Origin of the sequence: Streptomyces sp. NPDC019890 (genome assembly GCF_044903445.1) — a bacterium.
Lineage (GTDB): Bacteria > Actinomycetota > Actinomycetes > Streptomycetales > Streptomycetaceae > Streptomyces.
On record NZ_JBJDQK010000005.1, the window covers coordinates 131,961 to 148,896 of the forward strand.

Annotated in this window: 16 protein-coding genes and 1 tRNA gene; 11 read left to right on the top strand and 6 right to left on the bottom strand. The window is 68.8% G+C overall.

Annotation, left to right across the window (positions count from 1 at the left end):
* Positions 1 to 88: 88 nt before the first annotated feature.
* From ACI2LP_RS15620 to ACI2LP_RS15650, 7 genes are all read left to right on the top strand, one after another.
* Positions 89 to 739, top strand: coding sequence for an SCO family protein (locus ACI2LP_RS15620; RefSeq protein ID WP_404725063.1), 651 nt, complete (start codon positions 89 to 91; stop codon positions 737 to 739).
* On the top strand, positions 736 to 1,194 hold the full coding sequence (locus ACI2LP_RS15625; protein ID WP_404725064.1) for a copper chaperone PCu(A)C: 459 nt from the start codon (positions 736 to 738) through the stop codon (positions 1,192 to 1,194). The genes ACI2LP_RS15620 and ACI2LP_RS15625 overlap by 4 nt, the downstream gene beginning before the upstream one ends.
* A gap of 22 nt (positions 1,195 to 1,216) precedes the next feature.
* Entirely contained in the window at positions 1,217 to 3,139 is a 1,923-nt protein-coding gene (locus tag ACI2LP_RS15630) for a copper resistance CopC/CopD family protein (RefSeq protein ID WP_404725065.1), read from the top strand.
* 22 nt (positions 3,140 to 3,161) lie between these two features.
* A complete protein-coding gene (efeB, locus tag ACI2LP_RS15635; protein ID WP_404725066.1) occupies positions 3,162 to 4,424 on the top strand; it encodes an iron uptake transporter deferrochelatase/peroxidase subunit in 1,263 nt (420 codons plus the stop codon).
* Positions 4,425 to 4,467: 43 nt separating this feature from the next.
* Positions 4,468 to 5,403 carry a prephenate dehydratase gene (pheA, locus tag ACI2LP_RS15640; RefSeq protein ID WP_404725067.1) on the top strand — a complete coding sequence of 312 codons (936 nt, stop codon included), beginning with the start codon at positions 4,468 to 4,470 and terminating at the stop codon, positions 5,401 to 5,403.
* A 595-nt stretch (positions 5,404 to 5,998) separates the two neighbouring features.
* On the top strand, positions 5,999 to 7,276 hold the full coding sequence (gene serS / locus ACI2LP_RS15645) for a serine--tRNA ligase (RefSeq protein ID WP_404725068.1): 1,278 nt from the start codon (positions 5,999 to 6,001) through the stop codon (positions 7,274 to 7,276).
* On the top strand, positions 7,273 to 8,082 hold the full coding sequence (locus tag ACI2LP_RS15650) for an HAD family hydrolase (protein WP_404725069.1): 810 nt from the start codon (positions 7,273 to 7,275) through the stop codon (positions 8,080 to 8,082). Before serS ends, ACI2LP_RS15650 begins: the two co-directional genes overlap by 4 nt.
* Positions 8,083 to 8,116: 34 nt before the next feature.
* On the opposite strand, the gene ACI2LP_RS15655 is transcribed toward ACI2LP_RS15650, so the two are convergent.
* The 6 genes from ACI2LP_RS15655 to ACI2LP_RS15680 form a co-directional block, all read right to left on the bottom strand.
* A tRNA-Ser gene (locus tag ACI2LP_RS15655) sits at positions 8,117 to 8,203 on the bottom strand.
* Positions 8,204 to 8,411: 208 nt separating this feature from the next.
* Positions 8,412 to 8,642: a rhomboid-like protein gene (locus ACI2LP_RS15660; RefSeq protein WP_404725388.1), complete on the bottom strand. Its 231-nt coding sequence runs from the start codon at positions 8,640 to 8,642 to the stop codon at positions 8,412 to 8,414.
* A gap of 146 nt (positions 8,643 to 8,788) precedes the next feature.
* The gene (locus ACI2LP_RS15665) at positions 8,789 to 9,508 is read right to left on the bottom strand and encodes an ABC transporter permease subunit (protein ID WP_360867288.1); all 720 of its coding nucleotides are present in this window, start codon (positions 9,506 to 9,508) and stop codon (positions 8,789 to 8,791) included.
* A 17-nt stretch (positions 9,509 to 9,525) separates the two neighbouring features.
* Positions 9,526 to 10,437, bottom strand: coding sequence for an ABC transporter ATP-binding protein (locus ACI2LP_RS15670; RefSeq protein ID WP_404725070.1), 912 nt, complete (start codon positions 10,435 to 10,437; stop codon positions 9,526 to 9,528).
* A gap of 49 nt (positions 10,438 to 10,486) precedes the next feature.
* On the bottom strand, positions 10,487 to 11,389 hold the full coding sequence (locus tag ACI2LP_RS15675; protein WP_404725071.1) for an ABC transporter permease: 903 nt from the start codon (positions 11,387 to 11,389) through the stop codon (positions 10,487 to 10,489).
* Positions 11,386 to 12,351: an ABC transporter ATP-binding protein gene (locus tag ACI2LP_RS15680; protein WP_360867403.1), complete on the bottom strand. Its 966-nt coding sequence runs from the start codon at positions 12,349 to 12,351 to the stop codon at positions 11,386 to 11,388. The genes ACI2LP_RS15675 and ACI2LP_RS15680 overlap by 4 nt, the downstream gene beginning before the upstream one ends.
* Before the next feature lie 236 nt (positions 12,352 to 12,587).
* On the opposite strand from ACI2LP_RS15680, the gene ACI2LP_RS15685 reads away from it, so the two are divergent.
* The 4 genes from ACI2LP_RS15685 (at position 12,588) to ACI2LP_RS15700 (ending at position 16,907) form a co-directional block, all read left to right on the top strand.
* Complete coding sequence (locus ACI2LP_RS15685) at positions 12,588 to 13,475, top strand: M24 family metallopeptidase (RefSeq protein ID WP_404725072.1); 888 nt, start codon at positions 12,588 to 12,590, stop codon at positions 13,473 to 13,475.
* On the top strand, positions 13,472 to 15,241 hold the full coding sequence (locus ACI2LP_RS15690; RefSeq protein WP_404725073.1) for an SDR family oxidoreductase: 1,770 nt from the start codon (positions 13,472 to 13,474) through the stop codon (positions 15,239 to 15,241). The genes ACI2LP_RS15685 and ACI2LP_RS15690 overlap by 4 nt, the downstream gene beginning before the upstream one ends.
* On the top strand, positions 15,223 to 16,170 hold the full coding sequence (locus ACI2LP_RS15695; protein WP_404725074.1) for a MerR family transcriptional regulator: 948 nt from the start codon (positions 15,223 to 15,225) through the stop codon (positions 16,168 to 16,170). The genes ACI2LP_RS15690 and ACI2LP_RS15695 overlap by 19 nt, the downstream gene beginning before the upstream one ends.
* A gap of 143 nt (positions 16,171 to 16,313) precedes the next feature.
* Positions 16,314 to 16,907, top strand: a complete 594-nt coding sequence (locus ACI2LP_RS15700) for an RNA 2'-phosphotransferase (protein ID WP_404725075.1) — start codon at positions 16,314 to 16,316, stop codon at positions 16,905 to 16,907.
* The last annotated feature ends 29 nt before the right edge of the window (positions 16,908 to 16,936 follow it).

Sequence of the window (16,936 nt, forward strand, 5' to 3'; positions counted from 1 at the left end):
CCTCCGAACGCTCCTCCGGACGCGGGACCCGGCGCGCCTCGTGATGCGCCTCCTGAGGCCCCGTACACCACATTTGGGATATTTCTCCATGCGTAAGAAGACCGTGTTCGCGGCCACGCTCGTCGTGGCCGCAGCGCTCACCCTCTCCGCCTGCTCGGGCAGCGACTCCGCCAAGGGTCCCGTAACCGATGTCTCCGCGGCTGTCCAGAAGCCGGCGACCGTGCTCGACCAGCCGTTCACCAAGCCGAACCTCGTGCTCACGGACACCCACGGCAAGAAGTACGACCTGCGCGAGCGGACCAAGGGCAAGCCGACGCTGATCTACTTCGGCTACACGCACTGCCCCGACGTCTGCCCGCTGACGATGAGCAATCTCGCCATCGCCAGGAAGAAGCTCGCCAAGGCCGACCAGGACAAGCTCCAGGTCGTGTTCGTCACCACCGATCCCGAGCGGGACACCCCGGCCGAACTCGCCAAATGGCTGCCCAGCGCGGGCGACCCGTCCTTCACCGGTCTCACCGGCGACTTCGCAACCATCCAGGCCGGTGCGCGGCAGATGGGTATCGGCATCGACCCGCCGAAGAAGGAGAAGGACGGCACGATCGTCTCCATGCACGGCGCGCAGGTCATCGCCTTCTCCCCGAAGACCGACGCGGGTTATGTGCTCTACGGCGACGACACCTCGGCGGACGAGTACGCCAAGGACCTGCCGAAGATCATCCGTGGGGAGAACCCGTGAACTGCCGTTCCACCGCCGCCTCCGTCATAGCCCTGACCGCGGGCCTGGCGGTGGCGGGCTGCTCGTCCGACGGCCTGTCCGGATCGCCCGAGTTGAAGGTGAGCGGCGCGTTCATGCCACAGCCCGTCGGCGCCGACATGGCCGCCGGGTTTCTGACGGTGCAGAACACCGGAGGCGGAGCGGACAAGCTCACCTCCGTCACCAGCGACATCTCCGACGACATCACGATCCACGAGTCGACGAACCAGAAGATGCAGAAGGTGAAGGCCTTCGACGTCCCGGCGGACGGTGAGCTCGACCTCGAACGCGGTGGAAACCACATCATGTTCATGAAGCTCAAGCAACAGCCGAAGCAGGGCGAGAAGGTCACCGTGGAGCTGCGATTCGAGAAGTCCGACCCGATCAAGGTCGAACTTCCCGTCAAGGAGCCCACGTACAACCCGGAGAAGCACTGAGCACCGAGGGACTGATCACGCCATGACAGCCACCGCCCCGCGCTTCGGCCCAGCCCCGGTCGTCCGGCTGCTCCTCGCCGCGACCGTGCTCATCGGCACGCTCATCGGCGCGCTGCTGGCCGGCGCGAGCCCCGCCTCGGCACATGCCGCGCTGACCGGGAGCAACCCGAAGGACGGGGCGGTGGTCGCCACCGCCCCCAAGGAGGTCACGCTCACCTTCTCCGAGCAGGTCGCCATGGGGAACGACTCGATCCGGGTCCTCGAACCCAGCGGCAAACGCGCCGACAAGGCCAAGATCCGCAACCTGAGCACCGGCGGCAAGGTCACCTACGGCGTCGATCTGCTGCCGGGACTGCCCAACGGCACGTACACCGTGGCCTGGCAGGCCGTCTCCGCAGACAGCCATCCCGTCTCCGGGGCCTTCACCTTCGCCATCGGGGCGCCCTCCGCGACCTCCGCCGCCCTGCCCGACCAGAAGGCCGGCGAAGGAGTGGTCGGCGTTCTCTACGACATCGCGCGCTACGCCGCGTACGCGGGCTTCGTGCTGCTCGTCGGCGGCGCCGCCTTCGTCCTCGCGTGCTGGCAGCGCGGCGCTTCCGTACGCCCGCTGCAACGCCTCGTCGCACAGGGCTGGGTGGCGCTCACCGCGGCAACGCTCGCGATGCTGCTGCTGCGCACCCCGTACACCGGCTCCGGGAACCTGGCGGACGCCTTCGACCTCGGCGGACTGCGGGACGTCCTGGAGACCAAGACCGGGGCCGCGCTCATCTCGCGGCTGCTGCTGCTCGGGGCGGCCGCGCTGTTCGTCGCCGTGCTCTTCGGGGCGTACGCGAAGCGGGAGGACGAGAACGGGGACGAGGGCGAGGGCGAGGGCGAGGGCGAGAAGAAGGATCTGACCTTCGGACTCGCCATCGGCGGCACGGTCGTCGCGGCCGGGATCGCCGGGACGTGGGCCCTGTCGGAACATGCGTCGACCGGCATCCAGCCGGGCCTTGCGATGCCGGTGGACGTCCTGCATCTGCTGGCCGTGGCGACCTGGCTGGGCGGGCTCGCGGCGCTGCTCACGGTGCTCTACCTGGCACCTTCGATCGAGCGGGCGGCGGTACGGCGGTTCTCCCGGGTGGCGTTCGGCAGCGTCGTCGTGCTGACCGCGACCGGGATCTACCAGTCCTGGCGGCAGGTCGGCTCCTGGTCGGCACTGACCGGGACGTCGTACGGACAGCTGCTGCTGGTCAAGGTCGCGCTGGTCGTCGTCATGGTCTGCGTGGCATGGATCTCGCGGCGGTGGACGGCGCAGCTGGGAGAGGTGACGGAGGCCGAGGACACCGCGGAGGCGGAGGACGAGGCGGACGCGGACCCCGAGCGTGCGGCCCAACTCGCCCGGCAGAAGGCCGCGGTGGCCACGGCCCTGAAGAAGAGGGCGAGGGATGCCGACCCCGAGCGTTCCGGACTGCGCCGTTCCGTGTTGGCGGAGGCGGGCATCGCCGTGGTCCTGCTGGCGGTGACCACCATCCTGACGTCCACCGAACCGGGTCGTACGCAAGAGGAGGCGGCCAAGTCCGCGGGGGCATCGGGCACCCGGGCGGCCTCCAACGCGCCGGCCGGCCCCACCGAGATCAAGCTGCCCTTCGACACGGGCGGCCAGAACGGCAAGGGCACCGTCCGGCTCAGCCTCGACCCCGCCACCTCCGGCGGCAACGCGATGCACGTCTGGATCTACAACCCGGACTTGAAGCCGATGGACGTGCCCGAGGTGAAGGTCTCCTTCACCCTCAAGGCCAAGCAGATCGGCCCGCTGCCGATCACGCCCGACCGCGTCACCGTCGGACACTGGAGCGCGGACCCGGTCCAGATCCCGATGCCCGGCGACTGGCAGGTCCAGGTGATGGTACGGACCTCCGACATCGACCAGACGACCGTCGACAAGAACATCAAGATCGGCTGAACCACCCGTGAGCGACAACCTCGTGAGCGACAACCCTGTGAGCGACAATCCCGTGAGCAACAAGGACATCTCCCGGCGGCGGCTGCTCGGCACCGTGGGCGGGGCGGGCGCGACCGGCCTTGTCCTGGGAGCGGCGGGCGGCGCCGCGGCGCACGCGGCCGCGGCCGGCGACGCCCCGACGGCACTGACCACGCTCGGCTCGACGGGCATCGGCTTCCACGGCACCCACCAGGCGGGCATCGCCACGCCGCTGCAGGCCTGCGGCCATCTGATCGCCTTCGATCTCGCGCCGGGAGCAGGCCGCAAGGAGGCCGCCGCACTGATGCGCCGCTGGTCCACGCTCGCGGGCGATCTGATGGCAGGCCGGTCGGCCGGCGACGGCGACACCGGCGTCGCCCTCGACGCCGGGCCCTCATCGCTGACCGTGACCTTCGGCTTCGGCCACACCTTCTTCGACCGTACGGGGCTGACAGCGCAGCGTCCGCCGGAGCTGGACCCGCTGCCCGCGTTCTCCTCCGATCAGCTGGACGCCAAGCGGTCGGACGGCGATCTGTGGGTGCAGATCGGCGCGGACGACGCGTTGGTCGCCTTCCACGCGCTGCGCGCGATCCAGAAGGCGGCGGGGGACGCGGCCCGGGTGCGATGGCAGATGAACGGCTTCAACCGCTCGCCCGGCGCCACCGGAAAGCCGATGACCGCCCGCAATCTGATGGGCCAGATCGACGGCACCGGCAATCCCAAGCCGTCCGAGCCGGACTTCGACAAGCGGATCTTCGTGCCGCCGGGGACGAAGTACGAGTGGCTGGCGGGAGGCTCGTACGCCGTCGTACGCAGGATCCGCATGCTCCTCGACGACTGGGAGAAGCTCTCACTGAAGAAGCAGGAGCAGGTCATCGGCCGCCGCAAGTCCGACGGCGCACCGCTGACCGGCGGCAGCGAGCTGACCGAGCCCGCGCTCGATGAGACCGGCCCGGACGGAAAGCTGGTCATCCCGGACAACGCACATGCCCGGATCTCCGCCCCGGAGCAGAACGGCGGCGCGGCAATGCTGCGGCGGCCGTTCTCCTTCCATGACGGCATCGCCGCCGACGGGACGCCGGACGCGGGGCTGCTCTTCATCTGCTGGCAGGCCGATCCACTGCGCGGCTTCGTTCCCGTGCAGCGCAAGCTCGACCGGGGCGATGCGCTGTCGGCGTTCATCCGGCACGAGGCGAGCGGACTGTTCGCGGTGCCGGGCGGTCCGAAGAAGGGCGAGTACGTGGGACAGCGGCTGCTGGAGTCCTGAAGATCGCGAGTCGTCCGGTTCGCGGGCCCATTAGGGTGACGGTATGTCGGCCACGCGCTACACGTATCTCGGTCCCGAGGGCACCTTCACCGAAGCCGCCCTGCGCACCCTCCCGGAAGCAGCCACCCGGGAGCTGGTCCCGATGGTGTCCGTACCCGCGGCGCTCGATGCCGTACGGAACGGGGACGCCGCGGCCGCCCTCGTACCGATCGAGAACTCCGTCGAGGGCGGCGTCACCGCGACCCTCGACGAGCTGGCCTCGGGCCAACCGCTGATGATCTACCGCGAAGTGGTGCTGCCCATCGCCTTCGCGCTGCTGGTGCGTCCTGGCACCAAGCTGTCCGAGGTGAAGACGGTGACCGGCCATCCGGTCGCTCAGCCCCAGGTGCGCAACTGGCTGCGGGCCAACCTGCCGGACGCCCTGTGGGAGTCGGCCGCGTCGAATGCCGACGGCGCGCGCCTCGTCCAGGAGGGGCGCTACGACGCGGCCTTCGCCGGTGAGTTCGCGGCGGCCACCTACGGCCTTGAGCCACTGGTCACCGAGATTCACGACGCCGAGAACGCGGAGACCCGCTTCGTCCTGGTGGGCCGGCCCGCCAGGCCCGCCGCGCCGACCGGTGCGGACAAGACGTCGGTGGTCATCTGGATGGGCGAGGACCACCCGGGTGCGCTGCTTGAGCTGTTGCAGGAATTCGCCGTACGCGGGGTCAACCTGATGTTGATCCAGTCCCGGCCGACGGGCGCGGGCATCGGGAACTACTGCTTCGCCGTGGACGCCGAGGGCCATATCTCGGACCGGCGGGTGGGTGAGGCGCTGATGGGGCTGAAGCGGATCTGCCCGAAGGTGCGGTTCCTCGGCTCGTATCCGAGGGCGGGCGTGGCGGTCGAGGACCTACGGCAACTGCGGGCGGGAACGTCGGACGAGGAGTTCACGGCCGCTTCGGACTGGCTGGCGCGCTGCCAGGACGGCCGGGCCTGAGCGGTGGAGCGGCGGTAGAGCAGCTGGCAGCAGTGGAGCAGCGGCCCGGTCCTACCTGCAGATTTTCGTTGTCCACAGAACTTATCCACAGGCTTGCTTCTCGACCTGGGGACAAGTCGACAACACAACCCGACATGGTCGACAAATCTGCTCAGTCACCCCAACTCCGTCCACAGGGCCGCACGGTGGCCCGTGTCACCTCAATTCCATTGATCAACTCTTTAGAGCGAGGAATTCCCGCCCGAATGAGCCCGTGAGGTGCGTTTGCGTGGTGAATCCTCCGACTCACCCGCTGCATTGGAATGATCTTTTCCGCGGTCCACAGACCCCCCACACAACCTGTGGATAACTTTGCGAAGGGCCGTATCCCCTGTGGACAGTCGGGCTCCAGCCCCCACCCCACAAGGGATGCCGGTCAATGTGAGCCTTCGCCAGATGCCCCATTTCAGCGAATAGCGTGGCATTTATTGACGCTTACCCTCGGAGCAATTTCCCAGGGTTTTCTAAACTCCGACAATTCAAGCAATTCGGACAAAGTGACACGCAAGGCTATATCGATTGAGGTGCCACCGGTCCGCACCGGTAGCCTGGTGGGGTGATTGACCTTCGCCTGCTTCGTGAGGACCCCGACCGTGTTCGCGCCTCCCAGCGCGCCCGTGGAGAGGACGTCTCTCTTGTGGACGCCCTGCTCTTGGCCGATGAGCGGCGCAGGTCGTCCGGCCTCCGCTTCGACGAGCTGCGCTCCGAGCAGAAGCAGCTCGGCAAGCTCGTCCCCAAGGCCTCTCCCGAAGAGCGCACCGAGCTGCTGCAGAAGGCCGAGCAGCTGAAGGCCGACGTCAAGGCGGCCGACGCCGCGCAGGACGAGGCCGACGAAGAGACCAGGCGGCTGCTGCTCCAGCTCGGCAACATCGTCCACCCGGACGTCCCGGTCGGCGGCGAGGAGGACTTCGTCGTACTGGAGACACACGGCACCATCCGCGACTTCGGCGCCGAGGGATTCGAGCCCAAGGACCACCTGGAGCTCGGTGAGGCGCTCGGCGCCATCGACGTCGAGCGCGGCGCCAAGGTGTCGGGCTCGCGCTTCTACTATCTGACGGGCGTCGGCGCGCTGCTCGAGCTCGCGCTGGTCAACGCCGCGATCGCGCAGGCGACCGAGGCCGGCTTCATCCCGATGCTGACCCCGGCGCTGGTCCGCCCTCGCGCAATGGAGGGCACCGGCTTCCTCGGCCAGGCCGCGGAGAACGTGTACCACCTGGAGAAGGACGACTACTACCTGGTCGGCACCTCCGAGGTCCCGCTCGCCGCGTACCACATGGACGAGATCATCGAGGCCGAGAAGCTGCCGCTGCGGTACGCGGGCTTCTCGCCCTGCTTCCGCCGAGAGGCCGGGACGTACGGCAAGGACACCCGAGGCATTTTCCGGGTGCACCAGTTCGACAAGGTCGAGATGTTCTCGTACGTCGCGCCCGAGGACGCGGAGGCCGAACACAAGCGGCTCCTCGACTGGGAGAAGCAGTGGCTGACCGGCCTTGAGCTGCCCTTCCAGGTGATCGACGTGGCGACCGGTGACCTGGGCGCATCGGCCTCGCGCAAGTACGACTGCGAGGCGTGGATCCCGACCCAGGGCAAGTACCGCGAGCTGACCTCGGCGTCGAACTGCGACAGCTTCCAGGCCCGCCGGCTGTCCGTGCGCATGCGCGACGGCAAGAAGGTGCAGCCGCTGGCGACGCTGAACGGCACGCTGTGCGCCGTACCGCGCACGATCGTGGCGATCCTGGAGAACCACCAGCTGGCAGACGGTTCGGTACGGGTGCCCGAGGTGCTCCGGCCGTACCTGGGCGGGCGTGAGGTGCTGGAGCCGGTCTCCAAGTGAGCCCCGCCCCCTTCCCGTACCGCCTGATAGCAACGGATCTCGACGGCACGCTGCTGCGGGGCGACGACACGGTCTCGCAGCGCACACGCGACGCGCTCGCCGCCGCGACGGCGGCGGGCGCCGCCCACATCATCGTCACCGGCCGCGCCGTTCCCTGGACGCGGCACATCCTGGACGACCTCGGGTACGAGGGCCTGGCGGTCTGCGGCCAGGGCGCGCAGGTCTACCATGCGGGCGAACAGCGGCTGTTGACGTCGGTGACGCTGGACCGCCAACTGGCGGCTCTGGCACTGGCCAAGCTCGAGGCGGAGATCGGCCCGCTGGCGCTGGCCGCAAGCCGCGACGGGCTCGATGGCGAGGTGCTGGTCGGCGCGGGTTACCGGGTGCAGGAGGGCCCGCTGCCGGTGGTGACCTTCGAGGACCGGTCCGAACTGTGGTCCGCCCCGATCAACAAGCTCTATATGCAGCATCCGGGGCTGGACGACGACGCACTGACGAAGGTGGCCAGGGCGACGATCGGCGGCCTGGTGAACGTGGTGATGGCGGGTCCGGCGATCGTGGAGATCCTGCCGCTGGGGCTGAGCAAGGCGACCGGACTCTCGCTGGCGGCGCGACGGCTGGGGCTGCGGGCTTCGGACACGATCGCGTTCGGTGACATGCCGAACGACATCCCGATGTTCCGGTGGGCGGCGCACGGTGTGGCGATGGCCAACGCGCACGACGAGTTGAAGGCAGTGGCGCACGAGATCACGGCGTCGAACGACAACGACGGCATCGCGATGACGCTGGAACACCTGCTGGGCTAGTCCGGCCTGTCTTGCGGCCCGCCCAAGGGCCCTGCGGAGGATGCGCGGATCGAACGCGCGCGAGGCTTCCACCCCGACGACGGCTTAGCAAGCCGCTGCCTTACCACTCGGCCAATCCTCCGGGAGGGGGCGGCCCGCGCAGATGCGCGCTCGAAGCGGCCGCCCCCCGGGCAACTGCTCGCGGGCGGCTCCGCGGAGTGTCGGTGGCTACTCCGCGTCCTGCCCGGCGCTGCCCTGCTGGGAGCTCGACGGACTCGCACTCGTACTCTCGGTCATCGCCGCGCTCCTCTCCCGGTCGGATGGCGTCGGTCGCACTGGCGTGCGCCGGCTCAACTACTCTGCCCCGGCAGCCGGTTCGCCGCCACTGATTTTCTTCCGGCCGGATTCCGTGTGAGTGGCCGGCAGAGGAGGCCGATGCCAAGGGCGATGGCATGCCCGAGGTCGGTGAATGTCCCGCCGGTCGCAAGCGGCACGCCGAAGAAGGCGAGCGCGCCCGCGAGATAGAGCCGGCGCCAGGGGTACGGAAGCCGGTAGGCGAGGATGCCGACCGATGCGGCGATGCCGCAACCTACGAACTCTCGTCGTCACGAACTCCAGTTGCCTCCACGCGCAGTGAACAACGAGCCGATAAACGTACAGTTACGCGCATATACGTCAACCCCCGTCCATCGGACGGGGGTTGACCGACAACGCAAGGGTCTTCGTCTCACTCCTCGCCGGCGAGCTTCAGCACCCTCAGCTTCTGTCCCGCGTACCACGTCGCCACGACCGTGACCCCCGCCAGCAGCGCCACCGCCAGCGGCAGCCCCACGTCCGAGCCGATCAGGCCCTCCCCGCCGATCTTCTCGGCGAGCGACAGCGACCACTGCTGGACGCTCAGCGTGCGCGCCCCCGGCACCAGGCTGCCGAACAGCGTCTCCCACACCAGCGCGTAGACGAGTCCGATGACCACCGCATGCCGACTGACCGTCCCGAGCAGCAGGAACAGTGCGCTGTAGGCGATCGACGCGACCAGCGCCGCCACGGTGTACGCCACCGCGACCTGCTGGCCGTTGCCGTTGAGGATGAACCCGGCGATCAGCGTGGGGATCGCCGAGAAGGCCATCGTGATCGCGATGGCCACGACCAGCTTCGTGACGATGATCGTCGGACGCTTCACCGGCTTGGCGAGCAGATAGACGATCGACCCGTCGTCGATCTCGGGGCCGATCGACCCGGTGCCCGCGATCACCCCGATCAGCGGCACCATCGTGGCGATGGCGAACCCGCCCAGGAGATCGGCGGCGACCTGGTCGTCGACGCCGTTGAAGCTCCGTACCGCCGCCGCGATGAGCAGCAGCAGACCGGGCAGTACGAACAGGATCGCGGCCCGGCGCCTGCCGAGCACGGCCCGGTAGGTGAGCCGGGCGACTGTGGGGTTGTACATGGACGTCACAGCTCCTTTCAGGCCGCTACGAGGTAGGAGAAGACCGACTCGAGGGACTCGTCCGAAGGCGAGACCGTCAGCAGCCTGATGGAGTGCTCGCGGGCGACCCTCGGCAGCAGTTCGGTGAACCGGCCGAAGTCGACGGCCTGGATACGCAGCGCGCCCTCGGCCAGGTCGACCTCGATACCCGCCGTCGACGGATCGGCGATCAGGGCCGCGGCGAGGGCCCGGTCGTCGCTGGACCGTACGAGATAGCGGTGCGGCCGGTCCGTCATCAGCCTGCGGATCTTGCGGAAGTCACCGGATGCGGCATGGCGACCGGCCACGATCACCTCGATGTGGGAGGCGAGTTGCTCGACCTCCTCCAGGATGTGCGAGGAGAACAGCACGGTCCGGCCCTCTGCGCCCATCGACCGCAGCAGGTCCATCAGCTGCATGCGCTGGCGCGGGTCCATGCCGTTGAAGGGCTCGTCGAGCAGCAGCACGGACGGCTCGTGCACAAGGGCCGATGCCATCTTCACGCGCTGCCGCATGCCCTTGCTGTACGTCGCGATCTTACGGTCCTGCGCGTACTCCATCTCGACCGTGGCGAGCGCCTTCTGGGCGGCCTTCTTGCCCAGGCCGTGCAACTCGGCGTTGGCCACGACGAATTCGCGGCCGGTGAGGAAGTCGTACATCGCTTCCCGCTCCGGTACGACGCCGATCTGCCGGTAGACGGACTCGTTGCGCCAGATCGCGTGGCCGTCGAGGGTCACGCTTCCCGTCGACGGGGCGAGGAAACCACCCATCATGTTGATGAGCGTGGACTTTCCGGCGCCGTTGGGGCCGAGCAGACCGGTGACGCCCGGGCCGATCGTCATGGTCACGTCGTTGACGGCCACGACATTTCCGAACCACCGGGAGGTGTGCTCGATGTGAAGAGTGCTCATGGGCGCAGCCCATTCCTTGGAGGGGTGGTGGCGGGCGACGGGTGGGCGGTCACAGCCCGACCTTTCGGTAGCGGCGCATCAGTACGGCGTACGAGCCGGCGACGAGCGCGAGGACGACGAGCAGATAGACCACGCCGGGCCCGGCTCCCGGACCGGCCTCACCGGGGAAGGCCGAGGTGGCGCCGAGGAAGGCGGTCTGTACGCCGTCGATGAGCGTGACCGGTGAGAACAGGCCCAGCCACTTGATCACCTCGGGCGATCCGGTCTCCCAGGCGATCGCCTGGACGGTGGAGACGGCGCCGTAGGTGATGGTCATCGTGGCGATCACGGCGGCGACGCCGAAACCGCGGCGCGGCGTGAGCGCGGCCATCACCAGTCCGATCCCGCCGAAGAGGACGGAGAGAAGCGCCACGGAGACCATGCCCTGCGCGAAGCCCTTCGTCTGGTCCGCGAAGTCCATCTTGGCAAGCAGCGAACCGACGTACAGGATGACCAGCGGCGCCGCGGTGAGCACGAACAGGGCCGAGGCCATCGCGCCGTACTTGGCGAGGACGTAGTCGATGCGCTCGATCGGGCGCGAGAAGTACAGCGGCACCGTCTTGAAGCGCAGATCGCGCGAGACGGACTGCGGAGCCTGCGCGGCCAGGAAGAGGCCGATGACCGCCTGCGTGACGATCGCATAGCGGGTGTAGTCGAGCGGGAGGTCCTTGAGCTTCGTGGCGACTGCGACGGCGACGATGATCGCCGCGGGCAGGCACATCACCGCGAAGAGGATCATCGGCAGCACCTTGGACTTGGCCGAGCGGCCGAGGCCGTAGGCGCCGCGCAGCGACTGGGAGTAGAGGGAGCGGCGCGCATACGCACGGCCGAGCCGCGGGCCCTCGTAGTTCCGGTAGCCGATGTTGTGGATCCGGGTGGTCTCGTTCTGGACCCCGGTGAGCTCTGTGCTCATCGCGCCTGCACCTCCATGGGCTGTGCCGCCGCCTCCGGACGGAAGACCTCCGCGATGTGGTGGCGGCGCTGTTCCATCCGTACGAGACCGAGGCCGAGCCCGGCGACTGTGTCGCGCACGACGTCGTACGTCTCCTCGCCCGTCGCCTCGATCAGCAGGATGTGGCCCGCTCCGGGCAGACCGTCCTCCACGCGCGCGTGCAGCGTGACTCCGGCGGCGGCCAGTGCCTTCCGGAGCACCGCCGTGCCGTCGGGGTGCGTGTCCGTGTCGGTGACCTCGACCGCGAGGGTCGCGGTGGTCTGGGTGAAGTCGCTGGTGGAGCTGGAGCGCAGCAGCGAGCCGCCGTCGATGACGACGACGTGGTCACAAGTGCGCTCGAGCTCGCCCAACAGGTGCGAGGTGACCAGGACCGAGATGCCGAAGTCGGTGTGGACGCGGCGGATCAGATTGAGCATCTCGTCGCGGCCGACCGGGTCGAGGCCGTTGGTCGGCTCGTCCAGGAGGACCAGCTTGGGGTCGTGGACCAGGGCCTGCGCGAGCTTGACGCGCTGCTTCATGCCGGTCGAGTAGCCGCCGATGGGGCGATAGCGCTCCTCGTACAGGCCGACATGGCGCAGGGTGTCGGCGGTGCGCTCGCGGGCCGCCGTCGGCGGCAGCCCGGACATGCGCGCCATGTGGACGACGAACTCGGTGGCCGAGACATCGGGCGGCAGGCAGTCGTGCTCGGGCATGTACCCCACCTGTTCCCGGATGGCGGCGCCACTGGTGGCGACGTCGAGACCGAGCACGGCGGCCCGGCCCTCGGTGGCGGGGGACAGACCCAGCAGGATCTTGATCAACGTGGACTTGCCGGCTCCGTTGGCGCCCACCAGGCCGGTCACACCGGGTCCGATGTCCAACGAGAGCCGGTCAAGCGCGGTCACCCGGGGGAACCGCTTGCTCAGGCTTTCGGTCGCGATCACAGTCACATTTCGAAGGTAGTGGCGCACGACACAACGGGCGTCAGCCCTGACGGCTGGATCGGTGTCCGACTCCAGAGGTACGGACCCGTAGGGGCCTGCGACCAAAGTCGACCGGGCCACCGCGACCGGTGAGTTTTCCACAGGCTGATGCACGGCCCTTGACGCAGCCGCCGGTCATTGTCACATTCATCGGTGTCAGTGACGAGCGAGCACCGCACACGGGACGGGCGGGTGGCATGAGCTCAGCAGCGGAGAGTGAACTGACCGCGGAACTACGGGGGTTCAAGGAGGTGCAGCGCCTCGCGTACGCATGCGCCGAGGCAGTGGCGGCACAGCTCAAGCCGGGTGTGACCGAGCGCGAGGCGGCCCGGATGCAACGGGAGTGGCTGCGCGAGCGTGGCGTGCGGGACTGGTTCCATCTGCCCTTCGCATGGTTGGGGGACCGTACGGCCTTCGTGAACTTCCGGATACCGCTCCAGTTCTTCCCGACCAACCGGAAGCTCGAGGCGGGGATGCCTTTCATCCTCGACATGGCGCCTGTCCACCAAGGCTTCACCGCCGACATCGGGTATTCGGGCTGCCTCGGACTCAACCCCGTGCACGACAAGCTGCTGACCGACCTGGAGGCACACCGCGAGCTGATCCTGCGGGAGGTGCGGGAGCGGCGCTCACTGCGCGAGATCTACGAGGACGTGGACCGGCTGATGATCCGCCAGGGGTACGCCAACCGGCACCGCGCCTACCCCTTCGGTGTCATCGCCCACAAGATCGACCGGGTGAAGGAGCGACGCTGGTCGCCGCATCTGTTCGGTTTCGGCGCCCAGTCGCTGAAGGGACTGGCGAGCGACGCGCTGCACGGCCACCGGGACGGCTGGTCGCCCCTGTGGAGTCCGTACGCATTCTCCGACCACCCGCCCCGGCCGGGGTTGTGGGCTGTCGAGCCGCACCTCGGGTTCCGGGGCACGGGCGCGAAGTTCGAGGAGATCCTGGTCGTCACCGACTCCACCGACCCGGAGCAGAGCGCGTTCTGGCTGGACGACGATCTGCCGCATGTGCGGCGCTGGGCGGATGACTCGTGCCGGATGTCGGCTCTGGGAGACAACCATGAGAAGGAGCCGGCGTGAGTCTCAAGGGGGCGCGGGAGCGCTGGGTCCGTACGGGCGGAATCGAGCTGTGCGTCGCCGAGCTGGGTGATGCGACGCAGCCGACGGTGCTGCTCGTGCACGGCTATCCGGACAGCAAGGAGGTGTGGGCGGAGGTCGCCGGGCGCCTCGCGGACCGCTTCCATGTGGTGCTGTACGACGTCCGGGGGCACGGCCGCTCCACCTCGCCGGCTCCACTGCGCGGCGGCTTCACCCTGGAGAAACTGACGGACGACTTCCTGGCGGTCGTTGACGCGGTGAGTCCGGACAAGCCGGTGCATCTGGTCGGCCACGACTGGGGGTCGGTGCAGTCGTGGGAGTTCGTCACCGTACAGCGCACCGAGGGCCGTATTGCCTCCTTCACCTCCATGTCCGGCCCGTCCCTCGACCACTTCGGGCACTGGATCAAGAGGCGGATGAGCCGGCCGACGCCCCGCAGAGTGGGGCAGTTGCTCGGCCAGGGCGCCAAGTCCTGGTATGTGTACATGCTGCATACGCCGGTGCTGCCGGAGCTCGCCTGGCGCGGGCCACTGGGCAAGCAGTGGCCGAAGATCCTGCAGCGGATGGAGAAGGTGCCGGCGGGCGGCTACCCGACGCCGTCGCTGCCGCAGGACGCGGCGCACGGCGCATGGCTCTACCGGGACAATGTCCGGGCCAGGCTGCGCCGCCCGCGCCTTGACGCCTACGCCCACGCGCCGGTCCAGCTGATCACGCCGACCGGCGACGCCTTCCTGTCCGAGCGGCTCAATGACGAACTGGGCGAGTGGGTCCCGCAGTTGACCCGCCGCTCGCTGCCCGCCAAGCACTGGATACCGCGCACCCGGCCGGACCAGCTGTCGGCCTGGATCGGCGAGTTCGTCACGGCCAACGAGCACTTCGCGGCGGGCATGGCCGCGCGTCAGACCGTGGCCAAGGGGCCTTATGCCGAGCGGTTCGGGGGCCAGCTCGTCCTGGTGACTGGCGCTGCGAGCGGCATCGGGCGGGCCACGGCCTTCGCATTCGCCGAGGCGGGGGCGCGGATCGTGGCGGTGGACCGGGATGCCGAAGGCGCGGCCAGGACCGCGGAACTGTCCCGGCTGATAGGTGCGCCCGAGGCCTGGGGCGAGACCGTGGACGTGAGCGACGAGCCGGCGATGGAGAAGCTCGCCGTCAAGGTCGCCGCCGAATACGGCGTGGTGGACGTTCTGGTCAACAACGCAGGCATCGGGCTGTCCGGCTCCTTCCTGCAGACCAGCGCCGAGGACTGGAAGAAGGTCCTCGACGTCAATCTGTGGGGTGTCATCCACGGCTGCCGGCTCTTCGGCAGGCAGATGGCCGAGCGTGGCCAGGGCGGCCATATCGTCAACACCGCGTCCGCTGCCTCCTACCAGCCCACGAAGTCGCTGCCCGCGTACAGCACGTCGAAGGCGGCCGTGCTGATGCTCAGCGAGTGCCTGCGGGCGGAGCTGGCCGGCCAGGGCATCGGGGTCTCGGCGATCTGCCCCGGCATCGTCAACACCAACATCGCGGCCTCTGCGCGCTTCGCCGGGGCTGACGAGGCCGAGGAGAAGCGGCGCCGGAAGAAGTCCGCCAGGCTGTACAGGCTGCGCAACTACCCGCCGGAGAAGGTCGCCGACGCGATCCTGCGCGCCGTCGTCAGGAACCAGGCGGTTGTACCGGTGACGCCCGAGGCGCGCGGCGCCCACTTCATGTCCCGTTTCATGCCCCGGAGCCTGCGGGCAATAGCACGATGGGAGCCGCCCTTGTGAGCACCGTGGGAGCACAGTCAGTAGCCGAGTACCGGATCGAGGATCTGGCGCACCACAGCGGTGCCACGGTCCGTACGATCCGCGCCTACCAGGACCGCGGACTGCTGCCCAGACCGGAGCGGCGCGGGCGGGCCAATGTGTACGGCTCCACCCATCTGGCCCGGCTGCGGCAGATCGCCGACCTGCTGGACCGCGGCTACACCCTGGCCTCGATCAAGGAGTTGCTGGAGGCCTGGGACGCCGGGCGTGGGCTCGGCGGGGTGCTCGGTCTGGTGGCGGAGGTGCAGGGGCCGTGGACGGACGAGGAGGCGGCCCGGATCACCCGCGCCGAGCTGGACGGGAAGTTCGGCGGGAAGCCGGACGAAGTCGCCGTCGAGGAGGCGGTGGAGCTCGGGGTACTGGAACGCATCCCGGGGCGGGACGACGAGTTTCTGGTGCCCAGTCCCCAAGAGCTCGCCGTGGCGGCCGAGTTGTACGCAGCGGGGGTGCCGCTCCCGGCAATCTCCGGTCATCTGCGGGAGCTTCGTGGACAGGTCGAGCACATGGCCTCCCGCTTCCTGGAGTTCACCACCGAGCATGTCTTCGCGCGCTGTCTCGGCCATCTGCCCCCGACAGACGCGGACGCGGCCGAGGCGGCGGCTCTGGTGCGGCGGCTGAGACCGCTCGCACAGCAGACGGTCGACGCCGAACTGGCCCGTGCCATGCGGACGTTCGCCACCCGGCATCTGCATCAGCATCTGACTGCCGACGGACCGCCACCGGTGGAGAGCGAGCCCCGGTCGGTGCTGCTGCCCCCGGAGACAATTCGAGCGGTGCAGGCACTGGTTGGCGAGGAGAACGCGGCCGCCTTCATCGCGGCGGCGGCCGAACGGGAGGTACAGGCCAGAACATTGGACGCTCTTGCCTCAAGGAGTGTTCATTCAGGGTAATTTGCCCAAAGAGCCTAAATTGGCGTTCCGTTGTCCACAGAAGCGTCAATTCCCTTGTGGATAACTACAGTTGGCTGTGGATCAAACCTGTAGAGCGATTTTTTTCAGTGGCGACGGAACCGGGACGAGGGCACGCTGACGGGATGAACGAAAGACCCGACAACCGACCCGACAACCGACCTCATGAGAGACCCGATGACCGACGCACCGTGAAGGTGTCCAAGTACCTGTCGAAGCATCTTCGGCATCAGCCGGAGCGGATCGGCATCATCCTCGACGAGAACGGCTGGGTGGCGGTCGACGAACTGATGCGGGCCGCGGCCGCGCACGGCTTCCGGTTCACCCGGGCCGAGCTCGACCATGTCGTGGCCGTCAATGACAAGCGGCGCTTCACCATCGACGGCACCCGCATCCGCGCCAACCAGGGCCACACCGTCGAGGTCGACCTGGACCTCCCCACGGCCGAGCCGCCCGCGTATCTCTACCACGGCACGGTCGCCCGGAGTCTGGAGTCGATCCGCGCCGAGGGCCTGCGCCCCATGAACCGCCACCATGTGCATCTCTCGCCCGACCGCGAGACCGCGACCCGCGTCGGCGCCCGCCGCGGCCGCCCGGTCGTCCTGTCCGTGGACGCCGGGGCGATGCACCGGGCGGGCCACGTATTCCACGTCAGTGCCAACGGCGTATGGCTCGCCGACGCCGTACCGCCGGAGTTTCTGCGCTTCCCCGGCGCATGAGCGCGTCCGCCGATCCGCGACGGCGGGAC